This window comes from Enterobacter sp. JS8-1 (genome assembly GCF_049187015.1).
GTDB lineage: Bacteria > Pseudomonadota > Gammaproteobacteria > Enterobacterales > Enterobacteriaceae > Enterobacter > Enterobacter mori.
Genome location: NZ_CP185805.1, coordinates 2,973,706 through 2,993,776 on the forward strand (window position 1 = coordinate 2,973,706; position 20,071 = coordinate 2,993,776).

General features: G+C 56.9%; 15 protein-coding genes. 7 read left to right on the plus strand and 8 right to left on the minus strand.

Annotated features, from left to right (window positions below):
* The first annotated feature begins 36 nt into the window (after nt 1-36).
* Both ACOQH0_RS14200 and dcuR read left to right on the plus strand, forming a co-directional pair.
* The gene (locus ACOQH0_RS14200) at nt 37-1,653 is read left to right on the plus strand and encodes a sensor histidine kinase (protein ID WP_218307600.1); all 1,617 of its coding nucleotides are present in this window, start codon (nt 37-39) and stop codon (nt 1,651-1,653) included.
* Nucleotides 1,650-2,369: a two-component system response regulator DcuR gene (gene dcuR, locus ACOQH0_RS14205; RefSeq protein WP_010432304.1), complete on the plus strand. Its 720-nt coding sequence runs from the start codon at nt 1,650-1,652 to the stop codon at nt 2,367-2,369. Before ACOQH0_RS14200 ends, dcuR begins: the two co-directional genes overlap by 4 nt.
* Here dcuR and ACOQH0_RS14210 read toward each other — a convergent pair.
* Nucleotides 2,350-3,312 (minus strand): FAD:protein FMN transferase, encoded by a 963-nt coding sequence (locus tag ACOQH0_RS14210; protein WP_421510626.1) that lies wholly within the window; start codon nt 3,310-3,312, stop codon nt 2,350-2,352. The two genes, dcuR and ACOQH0_RS14210, sit on opposite strands and share 20 nt — an antisense overlap.
* A 94-nt stretch (nt 3,313-3,406) precedes the next feature.
* Nucleotides 3,407-6,187, minus strand: a complete 2,781-nt coding sequence (locus ACOQH0_RS14215; protein WP_421510628.1) for a flavocytochrome c — start codon at nt 6,185-6,187, stop codon at nt 3,407-3,409.
* 610 nt (nt 6,188-6,797) lie between these two features.
* Between ACOQH0_RS14215 and ACOQH0_RS14220 the strand changes: the two genes are divergently transcribed.
* Both ACOQH0_RS14220 and fumA read left to right on the plus strand, forming a co-directional pair.
* Nucleotides 6,798-8,306: an anion permease gene (locus ACOQH0_RS14220; RefSeq protein WP_256459243.1), complete on the plus strand. Its 1,509-nt coding sequence runs from the start codon at nt 6,798-6,800 to the stop codon at nt 8,304-8,306.
* A gap of 55 nt (nt 8,307-8,361) precedes the next feature.
* Nucleotides 8,362-10,011, plus strand: a complete 1,650-nt coding sequence (gene fumA, locus ACOQH0_RS14225; RefSeq protein ID WP_214593825.1) for a class I fumarate hydratase FumA — start codon at nt 8,362-8,364, stop codon at nt 10,009-10,011.
* On the opposite strand, the gene ACOQH0_RS14230 is transcribed toward fumA, so the two are convergent.
* Nucleotides 10,000-10,881 carry a LysR family transcriptional regulator gene (locus ACOQH0_RS14230; RefSeq protein ID WP_421512360.1) on the minus strand — a complete coding sequence of 294 codons (882 nt, stop codon included), beginning with the start codon at nt 10,879-10,881 and terminating at the stop codon, nt 10,000-10,002. The two genes, fumA and ACOQH0_RS14230, sit on opposite strands and share 12 nt — an antisense overlap.
* Nucleotides 10,882-10,997: 116 nt before the next feature.
* Here ACOQH0_RS14230 and ACOQH0_RS14235 point away from each other — a divergent pair, with 116 nt between their 5' ends.
* The 3 genes from ACOQH0_RS14235 (at nt 10,998) to ACOQH0_RS14245 (ending at nt 14,829) form a co-directional block, all read left to right on the plus strand.
* On the plus strand, nt 10,998-12,296 hold the full coding sequence (locus tag ACOQH0_RS14235) for a serine hydrolase domain-containing protein (RefSeq protein WP_421510630.1): 1,299 nt from the start codon (nt 10,998-11,000) through the stop codon (nt 12,294-12,296).
* Nucleotides 12,297-12,737: 441 nt separating this feature from the next.
* Nucleotides 12,738-14,036, plus strand: a complete 1,299-nt coding sequence (locus ACOQH0_RS14240) for an MFS transporter (RefSeq protein WP_421510632.1) — start codon at nt 12,738-12,740, stop codon at nt 14,034-14,036.
* Between the two features lies 1 nt (nt 14,037).
* The gene (locus tag ACOQH0_RS14245; protein ID WP_421510633.1) at nt 14,038-14,829 is read left to right on the plus strand and encodes a substrate-binding domain-containing protein; all 792 of its coding nucleotides are present in this window, start codon (nt 14,038-14,040) and stop codon (nt 14,827-14,829) included.
* Here ACOQH0_RS14245 and ACOQH0_RS14250 read toward each other — a convergent pair.
* The 5 genes from ACOQH0_RS14250 to motA form a co-directional block, all read right to left on the minus strand.
* Complete coding sequence (locus ACOQH0_RS14250; protein ID WP_420985370.1) at nt 14,804-15,703, minus strand: LysR family transcriptional regulator; 900 nt, start codon at nt 15,701-15,703, stop codon at nt 14,804-14,806. The two genes, ACOQH0_RS14245 and ACOQH0_RS14250, sit on opposite strands and share 26 nt — an antisense overlap.
* Nucleotides 15,704-15,813: 110 nt before the next feature.
* On the minus strand, nt 15,814-16,326 hold the full coding sequence (locus ACOQH0_RS14255) for a chemotaxis protein CheW (protein ID WP_420985369.1): 513 nt from the start codon (nt 16,324-16,326) through the stop codon (nt 15,814-15,816).
* Complete coding sequence (gene cheA, locus ACOQH0_RS14260) at nt 16,323-18,248, minus strand: chemotaxis protein CheA (protein ID WP_420985368.1); 1,926 nt, start codon at nt 18,246-18,248, stop codon at nt 16,323-16,325. The genes ACOQH0_RS14255 and cheA overlap by 4 nt, the downstream gene beginning before the upstream one ends.
* Entirely contained in the window at nt 18,235-19,140 is a 906-nt protein-coding gene (gene motB, locus ACOQH0_RS14265; RefSeq protein WP_421510634.1) for a flagellar motor protein MotB, read from the minus strand. Before motB ends, cheA begins: the two co-directional genes overlap by 14 nt.
* A complete protein-coding gene (motA, locus tag ACOQH0_RS14270) occupies nt 19,137-20,033 on the minus strand; it encodes a flagellar motor stator protein MotA (protein WP_421510636.1) in 897 nt (298 codons plus the stop codon). The genes motB and motA overlap by 4 nt, the downstream gene beginning before the upstream one ends.
* Nucleotides 20,034-20,071 lie beyond the last annotated feature (38 nt).

A 20,071-nucleotide genomic window follows, 5' to 3' on the forward strand; every position in this document is an offset into this window, starting at 1 on the left:
CGATAATTACCTCTTTATAATCATCGCGGAGTGTTGATGAGCGATTTGCAGCCCTTCCCCCTGACGCGCAAGCGCCCTATGAAACTGAACACCCTCGTCACGTTGATGGTGTGCGCGATTATCGGTTCCGTGCTGCTGCTGGTCTTTGCGCTCTATTCTGTGCAAATCACCCGTGCGACCCGCGATGATGTCAAAGACACCGCGCTCGGCATTGCCCGCACCCTTGCGGACAGCCCTGAAGTCAAACGCGGCCTGATGCAGGCGCCCCAGGCGGATATTATTCAGCCCCTCGCCCAGGCGGTGACAAAACGTAACGATCTGCTGTTTACCGTGGTCACTGACATGCGCGGGATCCGCTACTCTCACCCGAACGAAGCGCTGCTGGGGCTGCATTTTATCGGTGACGATTTAACACCCGCGCTGGAAGGTAAAGAGAATGTCTCCGTCAACCGGGGCGCGCTCGCCGAAGCGCTGCGCGTTTTTACGCCCGTCTATGACGCGCAGCAAGAGCAGATCGGCGTGGTGGTGGTCGGCATCTCCCTCAAAAAAGTTGAAGAGCAAATCACCCGCGGGCGCCTTAACGCCCTCTGGACCGTGTTATTCAGCATCTTGATGAGCTCGCTGGCGATCTGGGGCCTGGTCCGCGTGCTCAAACGCATCCTGTTTGGGCTGGAGCCGTACGAGATCTCCGCGCTGTTTGAACAACGTCAGGCGATGCTGCAGTCGCTCCGGGAAGGGGTTCTGGCGGTCGACATTCACGGCCGCGTGACGATGATTAACCACGCTGCCAGAGAGATTTTGCTTCTGCCGTCGGGCAAACAGACCGAAAACGCCAGCGAACCGCTGCTGGCAAGCCTGCGTGACGTGTCGAAAACCGGGGTGGCGCGTCAGGATCAGGAGATCAGCTGCAACGGACGGTTGTTGCTCTGTAATATGGTGCCCGTTAAAAGTCAGAATCGGGTGATCGGGGCGATCAGCACCTTCCGCGATAAAACGGAAATCAGCCAGCTGATGCAGCGCATCGATGGGATGGTCAACTACGTCGATGCCCTGCGCGCCCACACCCATGAATTTATGAATAAACTGCACGTGATCCTGGGTCTGCTGAATATTAAGCGCTATGACAAACTGGAGGAGTACATCCTCCAGACGGCGCATAATTACCAAACGGACATTGGCACCATCCAGAGCAAAGTCAAATCACCGGTTATCGCAGGCTTTTTGCTGGGTAAAATTCACCGTGCCAAAGAAGTGGGCATCACACTCACGCTGGCAGATGAGTGCCAGATACCGGATACCGCCAATGAAGAGCAGGTTGCGGTGCTGGTCACCGTGCTCGGTAATTTAATTGAAAACGCACTGGACGCAATGGAAGGCCAGCCGGAAGGCGAAATCACTCTGCTGTTACACTATCAAAATGGCTGGCTCAGTTGCGAAGTCAGCGACGATGGCCCCGGTATCGATCCGGTTCAGCTGGAGGCTATTTTTACGAAGGGCTTCTCAACAAAAGGTGAAAACCGGGGCGTTGGGCTGTTCCTTGCGCGTCAGCAAATCCAGAATCTGGGCGGCGATATCACCGTCGAATCTGAGCCTGGCGTATTTACCCAATTTTTTGTTCACATCCCCTGGGATAGCGAGAGGAATATCGCGTGATAAATGTATTAATTGTCGATGATGACGCCATGGTAGCCGACCTCAACCGTCTGTACGTTAACCGTGTTGAAGGCTTTAGCTGCTGCGGCGTCGCCTCTACGCTCAACCAGGCCGAGGCCATTATCAATAACCCGAACCAGCCCGTCGATCTGGTGCTGCTGGATGTCTACATGCAGCAGGATAACGGGCTCGATCTCCTGCCGATCATCCGTGCGTCAGGCCGTCCGATTGATGTGATTATGATCTCGTCAGCGTCCGATGCGACCACTATCCAGACCTCCATGCATTACGGGGTTGTGGATTACCTGATCAAACCGTTCCAGTTCCCGCGTTTTGAAGAGGCGCTGAACGGCTGGAAGGCAAAGCACAGCCTGATGGGATCCCACCAGTATTATGAGCAGGCGGACGTGGACAGGCTGATCCACGGCGGGGCGCCGGAACTCGCCGACAGCAAGAAATTGCCGAAAGGGTTAACGCCGCAAACGCTGCGCACGATCTGTCAGTGGATCGACGCGCACCCGGAGATGGAGTTTTCCACCGATGACCTGGCGAACGCGGTCAATATTTCGCGGGTGTCTTGCCGTAAATATTTAATCTGGCTGGCGCAAATCAACATTCTGTTCACCAGCATTCACTACGGCGCGACCGGGCGTCCGGTGTATCGCTATCGGCTGCAGCCGGAGCAAACGGGGTTACTCAAACAGTATTGTCAGTAACGCGATAGTCGTTATCCATCAGCGTGAAGCGGAAGTGGTGCATCGAGGAGATCACCACTTCTTTTGTTTTGGTCACAAAAATCGCTTCGATATCAGGACGAGCGCGCAGCGCAGCGCAGCCCTTTTCAACGCCCATGCCGTACATCAGCGTGGTCCAGATATCGCCGTCGATGGAATCTTTCGACACGATGGTGACGCTGTCCAGCTCGTTGTCCAGCGGATACCCGGTACGCGGGTCGAGAATATGGTGATAGCGCCTGCCGTTTTGTTCGAAGTAGCGCTCGTATGTTCCCGAGGTCACGACGGATCGGTTCTCTACCGCCATGGCGCCAATCAGCGCATCACCGGCGAACGGTTTTTTCAACCCAACGCTCCAGCCCCCTTCCGGTGAGCCTAACGTCTGGATGTTTCCACCGAGGTTGATCAGCCCCAGCCCGGCGCCCTCTTTGTGCAGATAATCCCGCACCCTGTCGGCAATATAGCCTTTCGCAATGGCCCCCAGGTCGATCTCCATTCCCGCTTTCATCAGAAAGACGCTGCTCTTCGGTTCATTCAGCACCACATCCGTAGGATCGGTTATGCCCAGCAGTGCCGTAATTTCATCGGCAGGCGGAACGCTATCGCCCTGAAAGCCAATTTTCCAGCGTTTCACTAGCGGGCCGATGGCCAGGTTAAACGCGCTATCTTTAAGCACGCTTGCCGCTTTCGCGCAGCGAATCAGCTCAAACACCGGACGGCTGACGGCAACCGGATGCTGACCGGCCGCATGGTTGATATCCATCACCTGCGAATGCGCACGGTTAACGGTAAGCAGGTCTTCGTACTGTTTGATCAGGCGAAATACGCGGGACGCGAGGGCTTCGTCATGGGAAAAGAGTTTGAGAAGGATGGGCGATCCCATCAGGACGGCGGAATAACTGTAAACGCGATGGTCATCAGGCATAGCATGAGTCCTCAGATGTAGCCCCGGCAAGCACCGTGCCGCCGGGGAAAATGCCGGATAACGCTGCGTGTATCCGGCATACAACACAGGGGTCTTACTGCTTTTTCGAACGCATAGCCGCCTGATGTCCTGCAAGCGTACCAAAAATAATGATATCTGCCACTGCGTTACCGCCGATACGGTTACCGCCGTGGATCCCGCCGACCACTTCACCGGCCGCAAACGCCCCTGGCAGCACGTTGTGGTTGCTGTCCAGCACGCAGGTTTCGGTGTTGATGGTCACGCCGCCCATGGTGTGGTGCACGCCCGGCGCAATCTGAATGGCATAGAACGGCCCTTCATTGATTGGCGCACGCAGCGCGGTGGTACGGCCAAAATCATCATCGTGCTGTTTTTCAACGAAACCGTTGTAACGTTCCAGGGTCGCCAGGAAAGCGTGGTGATCCATGCCCAGCGCTTCAGCCAGGGCTTTTGGCGAGCTGGCGCTGGTCACGAAACCTTTCGCGATGTACTCATCCGCCGCTTTATTTTTCGTGCGGACATGCTCATCAAAGACGATGTAGGCATATTTCTCCGGCAGGGCGATGATTGACGCCGAGACTTTATCGCGGGTCGACATTTCGTTGTAGAAGCGCTCCCCTTTCTGGTTCACCAGAATCGCCCCGCCGCCGCGGATAGATTCGGAAATCAGGTACGACGTTTTCTGCTCAACGGTTGGGTGGATCTGAATTTCGCCCATATCCACGGTGCCTGCACCGATACGTTCCAGCAGTGCGATGCCGCCACCCGTTGCCCCTTTATGGTTGGTGGTGACGAATCCTTCCAGGTCAGGACGGTATTTGACCACCATCTGGCTGTTGGCGCTGAAGCCGCCCGTCGCCACGATCACGCTTTTGGTGGCTACGGTGAGCGTTTCGTTCTCTTCGGTAGTCAGGCGCACGCCGGTCACTTCACCGTTCTCGAAGATAATGTCGCTGACGGTGGTATCCAGCATCACGTCGATGTTGCGTTTGTTGACGTTACGCACCAGGCCGCTGATCAGGTAACCCCCAACCGCAGAGCCGTCTTTTGGACGGTGAGTACGGTCGATGCTCATCCCACCGGTGGTGGTGATGTCGTTAAGCATAATGCCTCGCGTTGCCAGCCATTCGATGGCTTCTGGCGCATTTTCCACAAAGCGACGCAGCAGTTCCGGATTGTTCTTGTTACCGCCGCCTTTCAGGCTTTCCTGGTAGAACAGCTCTTTGCTGTCCTGAATGCCTTTCACGCGCTGGAAGCGGGTTTCAGCGGCGTTCATCCCGGCAGAGGCTTTGATGGTGTTCCCGCCGATGGTGGGCATTTTCTCGACGATCAGTACGCTTGCGCCTTCGTCGTGAGCCTGAATCGCTGCCGCCAGACCTGCGCCGCCGCTACCGATCACCACCACGTCCACACATTTGCTTTCGTTCGGGTCAACGCCCTCTTCTGCCGCCAGCGCTTTGCTGGATTTCAGCATCGCTTTGGATACGGCTTTCTTCACCGCTTCGCTCTGGCTGGTTGCGCCAGTGATGGCATCCACGTGCGGGGTGTTAGCGTCCAGGATGCGGGTACGGATCTCTTCAAAGCTGGTCACAAACTCAACGTCTTCACTCGGGCCAGACGCGAGCTCGATGTCTGCAATCCGGTCGGTTTCGAGGCTGACGTTAATCACCAGCTCGCTGGCGTCGTCCTGCACTTTCTCAGTGAAGGTGCCTGGTTTGAATTTAGATTCACCCATGCTCATGTCGCGGATCATCGCTTCCACCAGCGAGAAGCGCCACAGCGGTTCAGGAATGCTCAGCTCTTCGCGTTTGGTGCTGTCCATAAACAGCTCAAGGTTTTCGCCAGCCGCGATGCGGTCGGTCCAGTCAGGGTACGCAATGGTCGCACGACCAACGGCAATCAGATCGTAACCATGGTCCAGCGCTTCATTGACGTCAGCGGCATTCACCACGCCGCCCACGCCCATGACCGGAACCTGCGCCAGCGTGTCAGAACGCATCGCGCAGTATTTTTCGATAAGCGGCGTTGGGTCCTGGGTGTCGACAATGGAAGGACGCAGGGTCGCGCCGACGGAGAAGTGCAGATAGTCCACGCCGCGCGCCGCCAGTTTTTCCAGCAGATACATGGTGTCGTCAAAGCGAATGCCGGGGACTTCCATCTCTTCTGGCGAGAAGCGATAGCCAATAATGAACGCGTCGTCCGCGTACTGGCGCACCATTTTGTGGGTGATATCCAGAACCGCCAGCGGGAATTTCGCGCGGTTATCGCGGCTGCCGCCCCATTCGTCGTCGCGCTGGTTTGAATTCGGTGAATAGAACTGCTGAATCAGATAGGTGTTTGCCCCGTGGATCTCCACACCGTCGAAACCGGCCTGAATGGCGCGGCGCACGGCTTCACCAAACTTACCGATCATGCCTTCCACTTCTGCAGCGGTCAGGGCAACCGGCGTTGCGGCACCTTCACGCGGCGCGGCAACGGCGCTTGGGCCAACCGGCGTACGGCCACCGATCAGTTTTGGGTCGACCATGCGGCCGCCGTGGTAGATCTGCAGCAGGGCTTTAGAGCCTTTAGATTTTATCGCCTCCGCGATTTTCGCCAGCCCGGCGATCTTTTCGTCATTATCGATGCCGATTGCGCCCGGGAAGGCAAGGCCGAGATCGTCAACAAAACAGCACTCGACAATAATGGTTCCGATGCTGCCAGAACGCGCCCGATAGTACTCCACCAGCTCGCTGGTGACCGTGCCATCATAGTAGCCCGTGCAGGTTGTCATGGGTGCCATTAACAAACGGTTTTTCAGTTCAGTGCCATTCGGTAATGTGAAGGGGCTTAGAATACGTTCGTTAGTGCTCATAATAAAAACTCCAAACTTTAAAAATTAAGAATTCGTTATCGGGCTCAGTTTTATTTCGCGTTTTTATGCCGATGTCATGATAGTAATATAATGATTTTTTTAGTTTCTAAAGTTATTACGTTAGTTAAAAAACTATTTAATCCCTTCAATAACATTAATAACACATTGGTGTTAGCAACAATAATTCACCCGTTCACAATAATTTAAAATTCGTTAAAATAGCAATGGTCTTACCATAGAGCCAATAACAATATAAATTGTATAATATCAACAACTTACATTAAACCCCATTTTTATCATGTTATCAAATTGATAAATCTGATCTTAAAAAAGCATAATACCCACATACGCCTGAGTGGTTATTAAAAAAAGAATAAAAATAAGACGGCAATTCTGTTTTTTTGATCGCGATCAATAGTTATGGCATCCAAAGGCGCAATATATAAACATCATATTTTTTAATTTAACGCACACCAATATGCGTTAAACCATTATTCCAGAAACGACAAAAACGCATCTTAAATAACTAAATAAAGCAAAAAGAAACTAAAGAAATCGAATTTGTCATTTCAGTATAAAAAGCATTCTTAACAACTTAAGACGTGAAACTATGAATACAAAAACTGCTGTAACGCCTCCTGTGGCGAATCAGGCATCAAACGGAAAAGCAAAACGACTGCTTATGATGGCGCTGCCCATCGTTGTCGCCGTACTGCTGCTGTTTGTTCCCGTTCCTGAAGGGTTGCCGCCTTACGCATGGCACTACTTCGCTATCTTTGTTGGCGTGATCGTGGGTTTGATCTTCGAACCGCTGCCGGGTGCGGTGATCGGTCTGACCGGTGTGGTCGCCATTGCCCTCTGCAGCCAGTGGGTACTCTTCAGCCCGGAACAGCTGGCTGACCCGAAATTCAAGCTGGCAGGTGCCTCCTTTAAGTGGGCGGTGAGCGGTTTTGGTAACTCAACCGTCTGGCTGATCTTCGGTGCCTTCATGTTTGCCGCAGGCTATGACAAAACCCGCTTCGGCCGCCGTCTGGCGCTGATTCTGGTGAAGTACCTGGGCCGTCGCAGCCTGACGCTCGGTTACGCTATCACCTTCGCGGACCTGCTGCTGGCACCGTTTACCCCGTCCAACACCGCGCGCAGCGGCGGGACTATCTACCCAATCATCGCTAACCTGCCGCCGCTGTACGGTTCAAAACCTAATGACCCAAGCGCGCGTAAGATTGGTTCGTACCTGATGTGGGTGGCGATCACCGCGGCCTGTATCACCAGTTCGATGTTCCTTTCTGCTCTGGCTCCTAACCTGCTGGCGCTGGCGCTGGTGAAAAGCACTGTCGGGATCAACATCTCCTGGGGCACCTGGTTCATCGCCTTCCTGCCGCTGGGCGTGCTGCTGATTCTGACCATGCCGCTGCTGGCTTACTGGTTCTATCCACCTGAAGTAAAAGTGAACGACGAAGTACCGCTGTGGGCGACCCGTGAACTCGAAAAACTGGGCAAACTGTCCCGCAACGAAATCCTGCTGCTGGTGTTCGTATGCTGTGCGCTGCTGATGTGGATCTTCGCTGCCGCATGGATTGAACCGGCAATGGCTGCCCTGCTTATCGTCGGTCTGATGCTGTGGACCGGCGTACTGGAGTGGAACGATATCACCGGTAACAAAGCCGCATGGAACACCTTCGTCTGGTTCGCCACGCTGGTAGCCCTGGCAGATGGCCTCTCCTCCACCGGCTTTATTAGCTGGCTGGGTAAAGAAGGCGGTCTGTTAATGAGCGGTATCTCGCCGGGTGTGGCCACCATCGTCCTGCTGCTGGCGTTCTACCTGCTGCACTACCTGTTTGCCAGCACCACCGCGCACACTACCGCGCTGCTGCCAGCGATGCTGACCATCGCTTCCACCATCCCGGGCATGAATATGGAAGTGTTCGTTCTGCTGATGGTGACCTCGCTGGGCGTGATGGGGATCATCACCCCGTACGGTACTGGCCCAAGCCCGATTTACTACGGTAGCGGCTACCTGCCAACCAAAGACTACTGGCGCCTCGGCACCATCTTCGGTGCCATCTTCCTGGCGGCCCTGCTGCTGATTGGTTATCCGTGGATGTCCATGATGTTCTGATTCCTGACCGCCGGACTTCTCCTCCGGCGGTTTTATTTTTGTGGAGCAATACGCTATGTCAAACAAACCGTTTATCTACCAAAACCCCTTCCCTCTCGCGCACGATGACACCGAATACTATCTGCTGACCAAAGAGCACGTTTCCGTTGCCGAGTTCGACGGTCAGGAAGTCCTGAAAGTGGAGCCTGAAGCCCTGACCCTGCTGGCGCAGCAGGCCTTCCACGATGCTGCGTTTATGCTGCGTCCTTCCCATCAGAAGCAGGTTGCCGCGATCCTGAACGACCCGGAGGCCAGCCAGAACGACAAATACGTTGCCCTGCAGTTCCTGCGTAACTCTGAAATTGCCGCAAAAGGCGTGCTGCCAACCTGTCAGGATACCGGCACCGCGATCATCATGGGCAAAAAAGGCCAGCGCGTCTGGACCGGCGGCGGTGACGAAGCGGCCCTGAGCCAGGGTGTCTATAACACCTACATTGAAGATAACCTGCGCTACTCGCAGAATGCGGCGCTGGATATGTATAAAGAGGTGAATACCGGCACCAACCTGCCCGCGCAGATTGACCTCTACAGCGTGGACGGCGACGAGTATAAATTCCTGTGCATGGCGAAAGGCGGCGGTTCTGCCAACAAAACCTATCTCTACCAGGAAACCAAAGCGCTGATCACCCCGGCGAAGCTGAAAAACTACCTGGTTGAGAAGATGCGCACCCTGGGCACCGCAGCCTGCCCGCCGTACCACATTGCCTTTGTTATCGGCGGAACCTCAGCGGAAGCCACGCTGAAAACCGTGAAGCTGGCTTCCACCCGCTACTACGATGCGCTGCCAACCGAAGGCAACGAACACGGTCAGGCGTTCCGTGATGTTCAGCTCGAACAGGAATTGCTTCAGGAAGCGCAGAACCTTGGTCTGGGCGCGCAGTTTGGCGGCAAATACTTTGCCCACGACATTCGCGTGATCCGCCTGCCGCGCCACGGTGCCTCCTGCCCAATCGGCATGGGCGTCTCCTGCTCCGCTGACCGTAATATCAAAGCGAAAATCAACCGCGACGGGATCTGGATTGAGAAGCTGGAACACAATCCGGGCCAGTATATTCCTGAGTCCCTGCGTCAACAGGGTGAAGGCGATGTGGTGAGCATCAATCTCGACAAGCCGATGAATGAGATCCTGGCGCAGCTTTCCGCGCACCCGGTCTCCACCCGCCTGTCGCTGAACGGCACCATCATCGTGGCGCGCGATATCGCCCACGCGAAGCTGAAAGAGCTGCTCGACAACGGGGAAGAACTGCCGCAGTACGTTAAAGATCACCCGATTTACTACGCAGGTCCGGCCAAAACGCCAGAAGGTTACGCGTCTGGCTCACTCGGCCCGACCACTGCGGGACGTATGGACTCCTATGTGGACTTACTGCAATCCCACGGCGCGAGCATGATCATGCTGGCGAAAGGTAACCGCAGCCAGCAGGTCACCGACGCCTGCCATAAACACGGCGGCTTCTACCTCGGCAGCATCGGCGGCCCGGCAGCGGTACTGGCGCAAAACAGCATCAAGAGCCTGGAGTGCGTGGCGTATCCGGAGCTGGGTATGGAAGCCATATGGAAAATTGAAGTAGAGAACTTCCCGGCCTTTATCCTGGTAGATGACAAAGGCAACGATTTCTTCCAGCAGATCCAGAACGCGCAGTGCAAAGGCTGTTCACAGCGCTGAGTCTTTCCACAATGACGGCAGCAGCGACAGCGTTTCATTAATTAACCCGCGCTTGTCGCTGCCCGGTTTCCAGATCGTCACCATCGTTTGACCGATCCCCTGGCTGCCCACTTCGGTGTGCAGCCTTTTTACGTTTTGCCATCGCGCCGCCTGAAGATGCGTCGGCAAAAATCCCCAGCCACACCCTTTCTCCAGCAGGCCGCGCAGCATCTCCAGCTCGTTGGTAAAAATCGTATGCCCAGAGATTTGCAGGCGACGCGCGACCGGTTCGTCAGACGCAGGGTGCATGATCACCTGCGGCACAAGGGAGAGGTCGAGGAGCGATACCGGCGACGCATTCTCCCTGAATAGCACTTTCGAGGCGTAAAAATCCATATCAATGGCGCCGAGCGCCCGCCACTCCATCTCGTTACCGACGCTGCGATTGCGCGCCTGGCAGATGCCCAGATCGGCCGCACCGCGCGCCAGCATCGCTTCCGCGTCGTCGCGCGAGGCACAGGTCAAACTCAAACGAACGTTGCGCGTCGCCATTTTCGCCAGCAGCGCCTGCAAAAAAGGCCTTGGCGTGAACGGATCGTAGACGAGGGAAATGTCCTGCATCGCGCTGTCCGGCACCGCTCTGGCAAACGCCTCGAAGGCCCTCACCTGCCGCATCAGCAGATGGGCCTGACGCTGAAGCTGCTCCCCTTCCGGCGTTAATTGCAGGTGGCGCCCCTCGCGTACGAACAGCGCATAGCCCAGACCGTCTTCCAGAAAATCGATCAGATCGCGCAGAGTGGTGCGATCTTTTCCGAGCTTGCTGGCCGCCTTCATCAGGCTGCCGTGCTCAGCCACGGCGGTGAACGCCTCCAGCTGGGCAAACGAATACATCAATGTTGCCACACCTGACTCCCATTAATTTACGGGGGATTTTCCCCCATAACGCGTTTTTTATTATAGACCGCGTGTTCGTAAACTGAAGCCCTCCCTGACCAAACGAGATCAACATGAAAAACAAAACCTTAAAACTTACTCTGCTTGCCGGTCTGGTTTTCAGCAGCCTGTTCTCCCCCGCCGTCATGGCTGCCTGTCACGGCAGCGAACTGACGGCGTGTCCTGCCCCGTATGATGCAAAACTGCCGGATGCGCATGCTATGCTAACCTGGAGCCAGACCGACCGCGTCGTGGGCTTTCGTAATGACTACCGCAACTATGCGGGAGACGTGTTCCGCCACGGCAACGCTATGCCGCTGCTTGCGGCAGACAAACCGCTCACCGATGCCCGCTACCGGGTTAACGGCAAGACCTGGAACCTTCAGGATTACCTGAAACGCCAGAACGTCAGCGGTATGCTGGTGCTGAAGAACGGAAAAGTGGCCTATAAATATCTGGGTGAAGGCAATACCGACTCCACGCTATGGACCTCGCGTTCCGTGGGAAAATCGGTGGTCTCCGCGCTGGTGGGGGTGGCGCTCAAGGAGGGGAAAATTCATTCCCTGGACGATCTTATTACCCAATATGAACCGGATTTAAAAGGCACCGCCTGGGACGGCGTAACGCTGAAACAGCTCATCACCCATACCTCCGGCGTGGCGTGGAACGAAGACTACACCAACCCCAAATCAGACTTCGCGCAGCTTACCGAGTGTGAAGCGAAGCCGGGCACCTACGACTGCGTGCGAACGCTGGTGAAGGGGTTACACCGCGAGCATCCCGCGGGCGAAAACTGGTCCTACTCCTCGGGCGGCGCATGGCTGCTGGGGGACGTGCTTGAACGCGCCACCGGCATGACGCTCGCGGCGTATCTGGAGAAAAGCATCTGGCAGCCTTACGGTATGGCGAGCGACGGCGTATGGCATGCCTACCGTAAAGGGCAGCACGACGTCGGCGCCCACGGCTTTAACGCCACGCTGGAAGACTGGGGCCGCTTTGGTCAATTCATCCTTCATAACGGCACATTGCCGAACGGGAAGTCGATCCTGCCCGCGGGCTGGGTGAAGCAGTCCGCAGACTGGACGCAGGCAACGGGATCGGTGTCGAAGGCGCACCCGAAAGGGTTATACGGCTATCAGTGGTGGAATAACGAAGTGCCCGCCACGGCCACAGGGGTTAAGCCCGCGGTGCAGGATTCGCTGAAAGATTCACTCTGGGCGCTGGGGATCTTTGGCCAGATGATTATGGTGAATCAAAAGGAAAACCTGGTCATCGTCCAGTGGTCAACCTGGCCGCAGGCGGAACCGTCATTCAGCGCCCAGCCGCTGGAAGCGTCGCTGATGTTTAGCGCGATTGCTCAGGCGCTGCGCTGAATAGTGCACTTCATCGATATTACTGCCGCTCGTAGAAGGCGGCTGAGTTGTTGATCACGAGCACTCTGCGCGTTTCGCTCGGCGGCGCTACGCTTGCACGGGCCTACGGGTTTTGTAGGTCGGGTAAGCGCAGCGCCACCCGGCAAGAAGGCGGTTAAATCGTTGATAACGGGTTAGCCATCCATCTCGGCCAAGTCCTGCCTGGCTTCATCTTCTGCGCGATGTCACAAAACAGCGATATCAGCCACTTAGTGGAATATGGTGAATGAAAAATCAATGAATTGTTAAGTTATTGTTGGAACTGTAAATCCTGGTCAACGCCCTGTCATTGATGCACAGCACGCATCAGTCCATGCGCGATTTGCGCTTATTAAATTCCCTTTATTGAGCCAGTTTTCAGAAACAGACGAGCATAACGTCACGATAAAACTGGAGACAATCATGATTTCCTCGACCCCACCTGCAACCGTTCGTGCAAGAGCGGGCGCGATACTTCGCGTCACCTCCGGCAACTTCCTTGAGCAATTCGACTTCTTCCTGTTCGGGTTTTATGCCACCTACATCGCGCACACCTTTTTCCCGGCGAGCAGTGAATTTGCCTCGCTGATGATGACCTTCGCCGTCTTTGGCGCAGGTTTCCTGATGCGCCCTGTCGGCGCCATCGTCCTCGGGGCTTATATCGACAAAGTTGGCCGCCGCAAAGGGCTGATCGTCACGCTGTCGATTATGGCGGCGGGAACCTTCCTGATCGTGCTGATCCCCTCCTATGAGAGCATAGGCCTGTGGGCGCCGCTGCTGGTGTTGATGGGGCGCTTGCTGCAGGGCTTTTCCGCCGGGGCGGAGCTTGGCGGGGTGTCGGTCTATCTGGCGGAAATCGCCACGCCTGGCCGCAAGGGCTTTTATACCAGTTGGCAGTCCGGCAGCCAGCAGGTGGCGATTATGGTGGCGGCGGCAATGGGCTTTGCCCTGAACGCGCTGATGGAAGAGAGCGCCATCCGCGAATGGGGCTGGCGCATTCCGTTCCTGTTTGGCTGCTTAATCGTGCCGTTTATCTTTTTCCTGCGCCGTAAGCTTGAAGAGACGGAAGAGTTTCGCGCGCGCCGCCACACGCTGGCGATGCGTCAGGTCTTTACTACCCTGCTGGCGAACTGGCCGGTTGTGGTTGCAGGCATGCTGATGGTGGCGATGACCACCACTGCGTTCTATCTGATCACCGTCTACGCGCCGACCTTCGGCAAAAAGGTGTTGATGCTGAGCGCCTCTGACAGCCTGCTGGTCACGCTGCTGGTGGCTGTTTCTAACTTTATCTGGCTGCCGGTAGGCGGCGCGCTGTCGGACCGCTTCGGACGCAAACCGGTACTGATTGCCATGACGCTGCTGGCGGTCGCCACTAGCTACCCGGCGCTAACGCTGCTGGCGCAGGCCCCAAGCTTCTCCATGATGCTGAGCGTGCTGCTGTGGCTCTCTTTCCTGTACGGCCTGTATAACGGCGCGATGATCCCGGCGCTGACGGAGATCATGCCGGTTGAAGTGCGTGTCGCCGGTTTCTCACTGGCGTACAGCCTAGCTACCGCCGTCTTCGGCGGGTTTACGCCGGTCATTTCAACGGCCCTGATTGAGTATACCGGCGATAAAGCCTCTCCTGGCTACTGGATGAGCTTCGCGGCGATTTGCGCACTGCTGGCAACACTTTATCTCTATCGCCGCAGCGCGATGAATCTGCAAGTACAGAGAGGATAACATGCACACATTTTTACGCTCAGGACTGGCCGGGCTGGTGTTGATGGCGACCAGCGCAGGCGCGCTGGCAGAGGACGTCACGGTGATGATTTCAGGCGGCTTCAAGGCCGCGCTGGAGAAGCTCGCCCCTCAGTATGAAGCCCAGACGGGCGACCGCATTGTGCTGATCCCGGGGCCGTCGATGGGAAAGACGCCGCAGGCGATCCCCAACCGGCTGGCGCGCGGTGAAAAAGCAGACGTGGTGATTATGGTCGGTGATGCGCTGGCGCATCTGGCGAAGGACCGGATGGTAAAAGAAGGCTCGCGCGTTGAACTGGCGGATTCACCCGTCGGCGTGGTGGTCAAAGCCGGCTCGCCGGTACCGGATATCGCCACCGATAGCGCCCTGCGCCAGACCCTGCTTAACGCCAGCGCCATCGCCTATTCCGACAGCGCCAGCGGCCGGTATGTACAAACAGAGCTGTTCAAAAAACTGGGGATTGAAGCACAGGTAGAGGGAAAAGCGCACAAGGTTGAGCGGATCCCGGTCGCCTCTGAGGTGGCGAAAGGGAAATACGCCGTGGGTTTCCAGCAGGTCAGCGAGCTGTTGCCCGTGCCCGGCGTAACCTTTGTCGGCAAACTCCCGGATAATCTGCAATACATTACCCGTTTTGCCGGCGCTGTGACGGCCCACGCGGATAACCCCTCAGAGGCGAAAGCGCTGCTGGATTACCTCGCGTCAGCCAGTGCGCAGGAGACCATTACCGCTACCGGGATGATCCCCGTCACTACGCCGCGCGATAGCGCGCGGTAATCAGCGTTTCCAGCTCGGCGGCAATCCATGACTGAATGCGCCCGCTGCGCCGAATCAGCCCGACAGTGCGTTTGACTTCGGGCTCGATCAGCGGGATCTGCGTCAGAATCGAATGTTCAGCGTGCGGCATTGACATCGCGGGGACGGCCGCAATGCCAATCCCCGCCTCCACCATCCCCAGCATCGTGGTGACGTGGCGCGTTTCACAGATCCCCGGACGCTCGGGCTTAATGTGGCCGAGCATCTGGTCGAGCAGGTTGCGGTTTCCGGAGGTGATATCCAGGCTGATGTAATCCTGCTGATAAAACGCCTGCCAGGTCAGATTCTTACGCCCCGCCAGCGGATGGTCACGACGGCACGCGGCGACGTAGACATCCTCCACCAGCGGAATGAAAGTGATATCCGGCTGCAGGCTTCTCGCAAAACAGATGCCAAAATCCGCCTGCCCGCTGGCCACCGCCTCAATCACGTTGCCCGCGCTGCTGTCGATAAGCTTGATGCGCACCCGCGGATAGCGGCTGTGGAACTGGCGGATGACCTCCGGCATAAAATGACAGGCCGCCGAAGGCACCGTGGCGACGGTAATAAGTCCGGTACGCTCCTCGCTCACCTTGTCGATATCGGCCAGCATCGACTCCACGTTTTCCAGAAGCACCCCACAGCGTTCGGCAAAGGTTTGCCCGAAGAGCGTCAGCATCACGCGCCGGGTGGTTCTGTCGAACAGTTTGGCCCCCACTGCCGCCTCCAGCTTTTCGATGCGGCGGCTTAAGGCTGACTGCGAAATGCAGATAGATTCTGCCGCAATACGGAAATTACCGTACTCCACCAGGGCTCTGAAGGCGTAAAGATCGTTGAGGTCGAAATTGACGGGCATACTTTCTGGCAATCCTTAGCGCTTTCTAGAAACTCGGACATTCATAATAGCGACTTATGAATCAGCGGCAACCTCTGCCGCTGATGTGTGTCCGGAAAGCCCGCTGCACCTCAGTGAGAATCGATGTATGTCTCCGTCGCCGCATCCACCAGCGCCATCTCCTCGCGGCTCAGCAGCATCTCAATATTCACCAAAATAATCATTCGGCTGTCGAGCACCCCCAGGCCAAGCAGGTAACGGCCAGAGAGCACCGAGGCCACGTCCGGGGTCGGCTTGATGTTATCCACGTCAATCGACAGCACGTCCGCCACGCCGTCAACCACAATACCCACCACGCGGTCATTCAGATTGAGCACAATCACCACCGTTTTGTCGTCCTGCGACGGGTCGGGCAGGTCAAAGCGCACACGCAGATCGACAATTGGCACAATCACGCCGCGCAGGTTGGTCACGCCAGTAATAAAATTCGGCGCGTTCGGAATACGTGTCAGGCGATCGCAGCCGCGGATCTCCTGCACTTTGAGAATATCAATGCCGTACTCTTCGTCGCCCAGGCGGAATACCAGGTACTCCTGCGCGATGGCGTCGGTTGCGGCGGGTTTACTGGCGGTTGCTACAGTCATGCGTTTACCCCCTCCCTCTGGGGCTGTGGCGCGTTGAGCGTCGAAAGCTCAACCACATCAAGGATCAGCGCCACGCTGCCATCTCCGAGGATGGTGGCAGCAGAGACGCCAGGAACTTTGCGGTAGTTATGTTCAAGGTTTTTGACCACCACCTGCTGCTGGCCGATAAGCTGATCGACCCACAGCGCATAGCGGCAGCCCGCGCTTTGCACGATGACCACAATGCCGTCGTCGGCAGGCGCACCCGCCACCGATAGACGCTGGCGCAGCTGCACCAGCGGCAGATACTCGCCGCGCACCTGCAGCAGGCGCTCTTCGCCGACAAAGCGGCACAGCATGTCGTCGGTGGGCCGCAGCGATTCCATCACCGCACCCAGCGGCAGAACGTAAATCTCGTCCCCCACCTTCACCAGCATGCCGTCAAGGATCGCCAGCGTCAGCGGCAGGATAATGCGGATAGTCGTCCCGGCACCCGGCGTCGAGAGCACGTCCACGTGGCCGCCCATCGCCAGAATGTTGCGTCGCACCACGTCCATGCCGACGCCGCGCCCGGAGACGTCCGTCACGCTCTCGGCGGTGGAGAAACCGGCGGCGAAGATCAGCATCCATACGTCGTCATCACTCATGGTGTCGCTGATGGTCATCCCCTGCGAGCGCGCTTTGGCGAGGATCTTCTCCCGGTTCAGCCCTGCGCCATCGTCGCTGACCTCAATGACGATATTGCCACCGTGGTGTTCGGCTGAAAGCGTCAGGTTCCCGGTCACCGGTTTACCTTTGGCGGCGCGCATCTCTTTCTCTTCAATGCCGTGGTCAAGGCTGTTACGCACCAGGTGGGTCAGCGGATCGATAATGCGCTCGATCAGGCTCTTATCCAGCTCGGCTGACCCGCCCTTAAGGGTCAGCTCAACCTCTTTATTCAGGCGTGAGCCCAGGTCGTGCACCAGCCGCGGGAAGCGGCTAAAGACGTAATCCATCGGCATCATGCGAATGGACATCACCGACTCCTGCAGCTCGCGGGTGTTGCGCTCCATCTGCGCCACGCAGCCGGAGAGCAGATCGTAGCTGGCAGGGTCGAGGGTCTTCGACAACTGGGAAAGCATCGCCTGGGTGATGATCAGCTCGCCGACCTGGTTAATGATCTGGTCGACTTTACTCACCGCCACGCGAATGCTGCCCGACTCCTGATTCCCCGCACGCGGCGCGGGCGGTGTTTTTTTGACAACGGCCTCCGGCAGCGCGACAGGCGTTTGTACCGGCGGTGTGGCTTGCGCAGGACGAACCTCGATCTGCTTGCTGTCGAGCACAAAGCAGAGCACGGCGGTGATATCGTCCGCCGTAGCGGTGGTCCGCAGCGTCACGGTCATGCTGTCTGACGTCGCCTCAACGTCAGCCATCTCGCCCATATTGGTCAGCTCGTCGCGCAGCATCGCCTGCTCGCGCGCCTCGACGTTACGCAGGGTCACTACCAGCGTGGTTTCCGTCTCCGGAGCCGTACTGGCAGGCGTTGGCGCGGGTTCCGCTGGCGTCGAGGGCTGCTGACCTTCAAGAGCTATCTCCCTCAGTGCTTCACAGATATAGCGAAAACGTGCTTCATCAGGCTCCTGCGAAGACTGATAGGCTTCCAGCTGCGCTTGCATAATGTCCTTACATTCCAGAAAAAGATTGATGATTGAGCGACTGAGCGTTCTCTCCCCTGCCCGCGCCTGGTCGAGGAGGTTCTCCAGCAGGTGGGTCGTCTCCTGTAATGCGGTAAACCCAAAGGTGGCCGCGCCCCCTTTCAGCGAGTGCGCGGCACGAAAGATGGCGTTTAGCTGCTCCGGGTCCGGCATCGCCACGTCCAGCTGCAGCAGATGCTGTTCCATTTCAGCCAGCAGCTCTTGCGCCTCGGTAAAAAAGATCTGCGAAAAATCATTCATGTCCATCGGTATAGCCCTGCACGTTTTGCAGATTGATATCGCTCAGCACGCTGTCTGCGCGCTGAGCCTGCGTATCTTCCAGACGGATCGCCTGCTCTTTCGAACGGCTGAGGATCAGAATGCTGATGCGGCGGTTGACCGCGCTCTCCGGGGGGGTGTTTTCCAGCGGCATTCGGCTGGCGGTGCCGATCACGCGTAAGAAGCGCTCATCGTTAAGCCCGCCCCGGACTAACACCCGGCGGGCTGCATTCGCGCGACCGGCGGAGAGTTCCCAGTTGCTGTAGCCGCCGTCGCCACCCGCATACGGCAGCGAGTCGGTGTGCCCCGTCAGGCTCAGCGCGTTGGGCAGTTCCTGCAGCAGCGGCACCAGCGCCTGCAAAATGCCGTTCATGTAGGATTCCGGCAGCTCACTGCCCACGCGGAACATCGGACGGTCCTGCGAGTCGGTGATCTGGATCAGCAGCCCGTCGTTGGTGAGGTTCAGCAGAATATTTGACTTGAAGTTGTTCAGCCGCGGATCGGTTTCAATCATCTTCTGCAGCTTTTCTTTCGCCTGCTTCAGGCTTTCAAAACGCTTGTGCTTATCGATTTGGCTAAGCTGTCCTTTAAACACTTCGCCCTGCCGCTTGAGTATGTCATCACCGCCGCCGGGGATGACGCTGTCGCTCAGGCTGGTTTTATCGCCGTTCGCCATCGACGGCTTCAGCGGCATGCGGAAGTAGTCGGCAATCAGCTCCCTTTCCATGTCCGTGGACTGCGACAGCAGCCACATCACCAGAAAGAAGGCCATCATTGCGGTCATAAAGTCGGCATAGGCAATCTTCCACGTCCCGCCGTGGTGCGCGTGTTTCTTCTTTTTGCGCTTGCGTGAAATGATGACAGGCGTGACGTTCTTCATGCGGCGCCGTCCGACGATTTGGTTTTCAGCGTGGCGTTGGATTTCACTTCGCGCACGTGCTCTTCCAGCTCTTCAAACGACGGACGTTCACTGGTAAAGATGGTTTTACGGCCAAACTCAACCGCAATCTGCGGCGCATAGCCGTTGAGGCTGGAAAGCAGCGTCACTTTGATGCACTGCAACACTTTGACCTGGTCTGAACTCTTCTGACGCAGCAGCGTCGCCAGCGGTAACACGAAACCATAGGCGATCAGGATCCCAAGGAAGGTGCCCACCAGCGCGTGACCAATCAGCATGCCCAGCTCCGCCGCCGGGCGATCCGCCGAGCCCAGCGCGTTCACGACGCCCATCACCGCCGCCACAATACCGAACGCCGGAAACGCGTCGCCCACGGTGTTCAGGCTGTGAGCAGGCACTTCCAGCTCCTCTTCGCAGGTTTCGATCTCTTCGTCCATCAGGGCTTCGATTTCATGAGAGTTCATGCTGCCGCCAATCATCAGGCGGAAGTAGTCGAGGATAAAGTTGGCGAGCATCGAGTCGCTCATCAGGCGGGGATAGGCGCTGAAAATATCGCTGTTCTGCGGGTCTTCAATGTCCTTTTCCAGCGACATCAGCCCGTGCACGCGGCTCTGGGAGAGCAGCAGGAACATCAGGGCCATCAGGTCCATATACACAACTTTGTTGTAGCGTTTGCCAACAAAGATTTTCACCATCGCTTTCCCCGTGGCCTTCAGGGATTTGACGTTGTTGCCGACGATAAACGCCCCCACCCCGGCACCGCCGATAATCAGCAGTTCCAGCGGCTGGAACAGCGCCATCAGGTTACCGCCGGACAGAATAAAACCACCAAAAACGGTCAGTATGACAACAAGATAGCCAACAATAACTAACACACTTTCTCCTTTTGCTCTCTATGACCGATGCCGGTTTT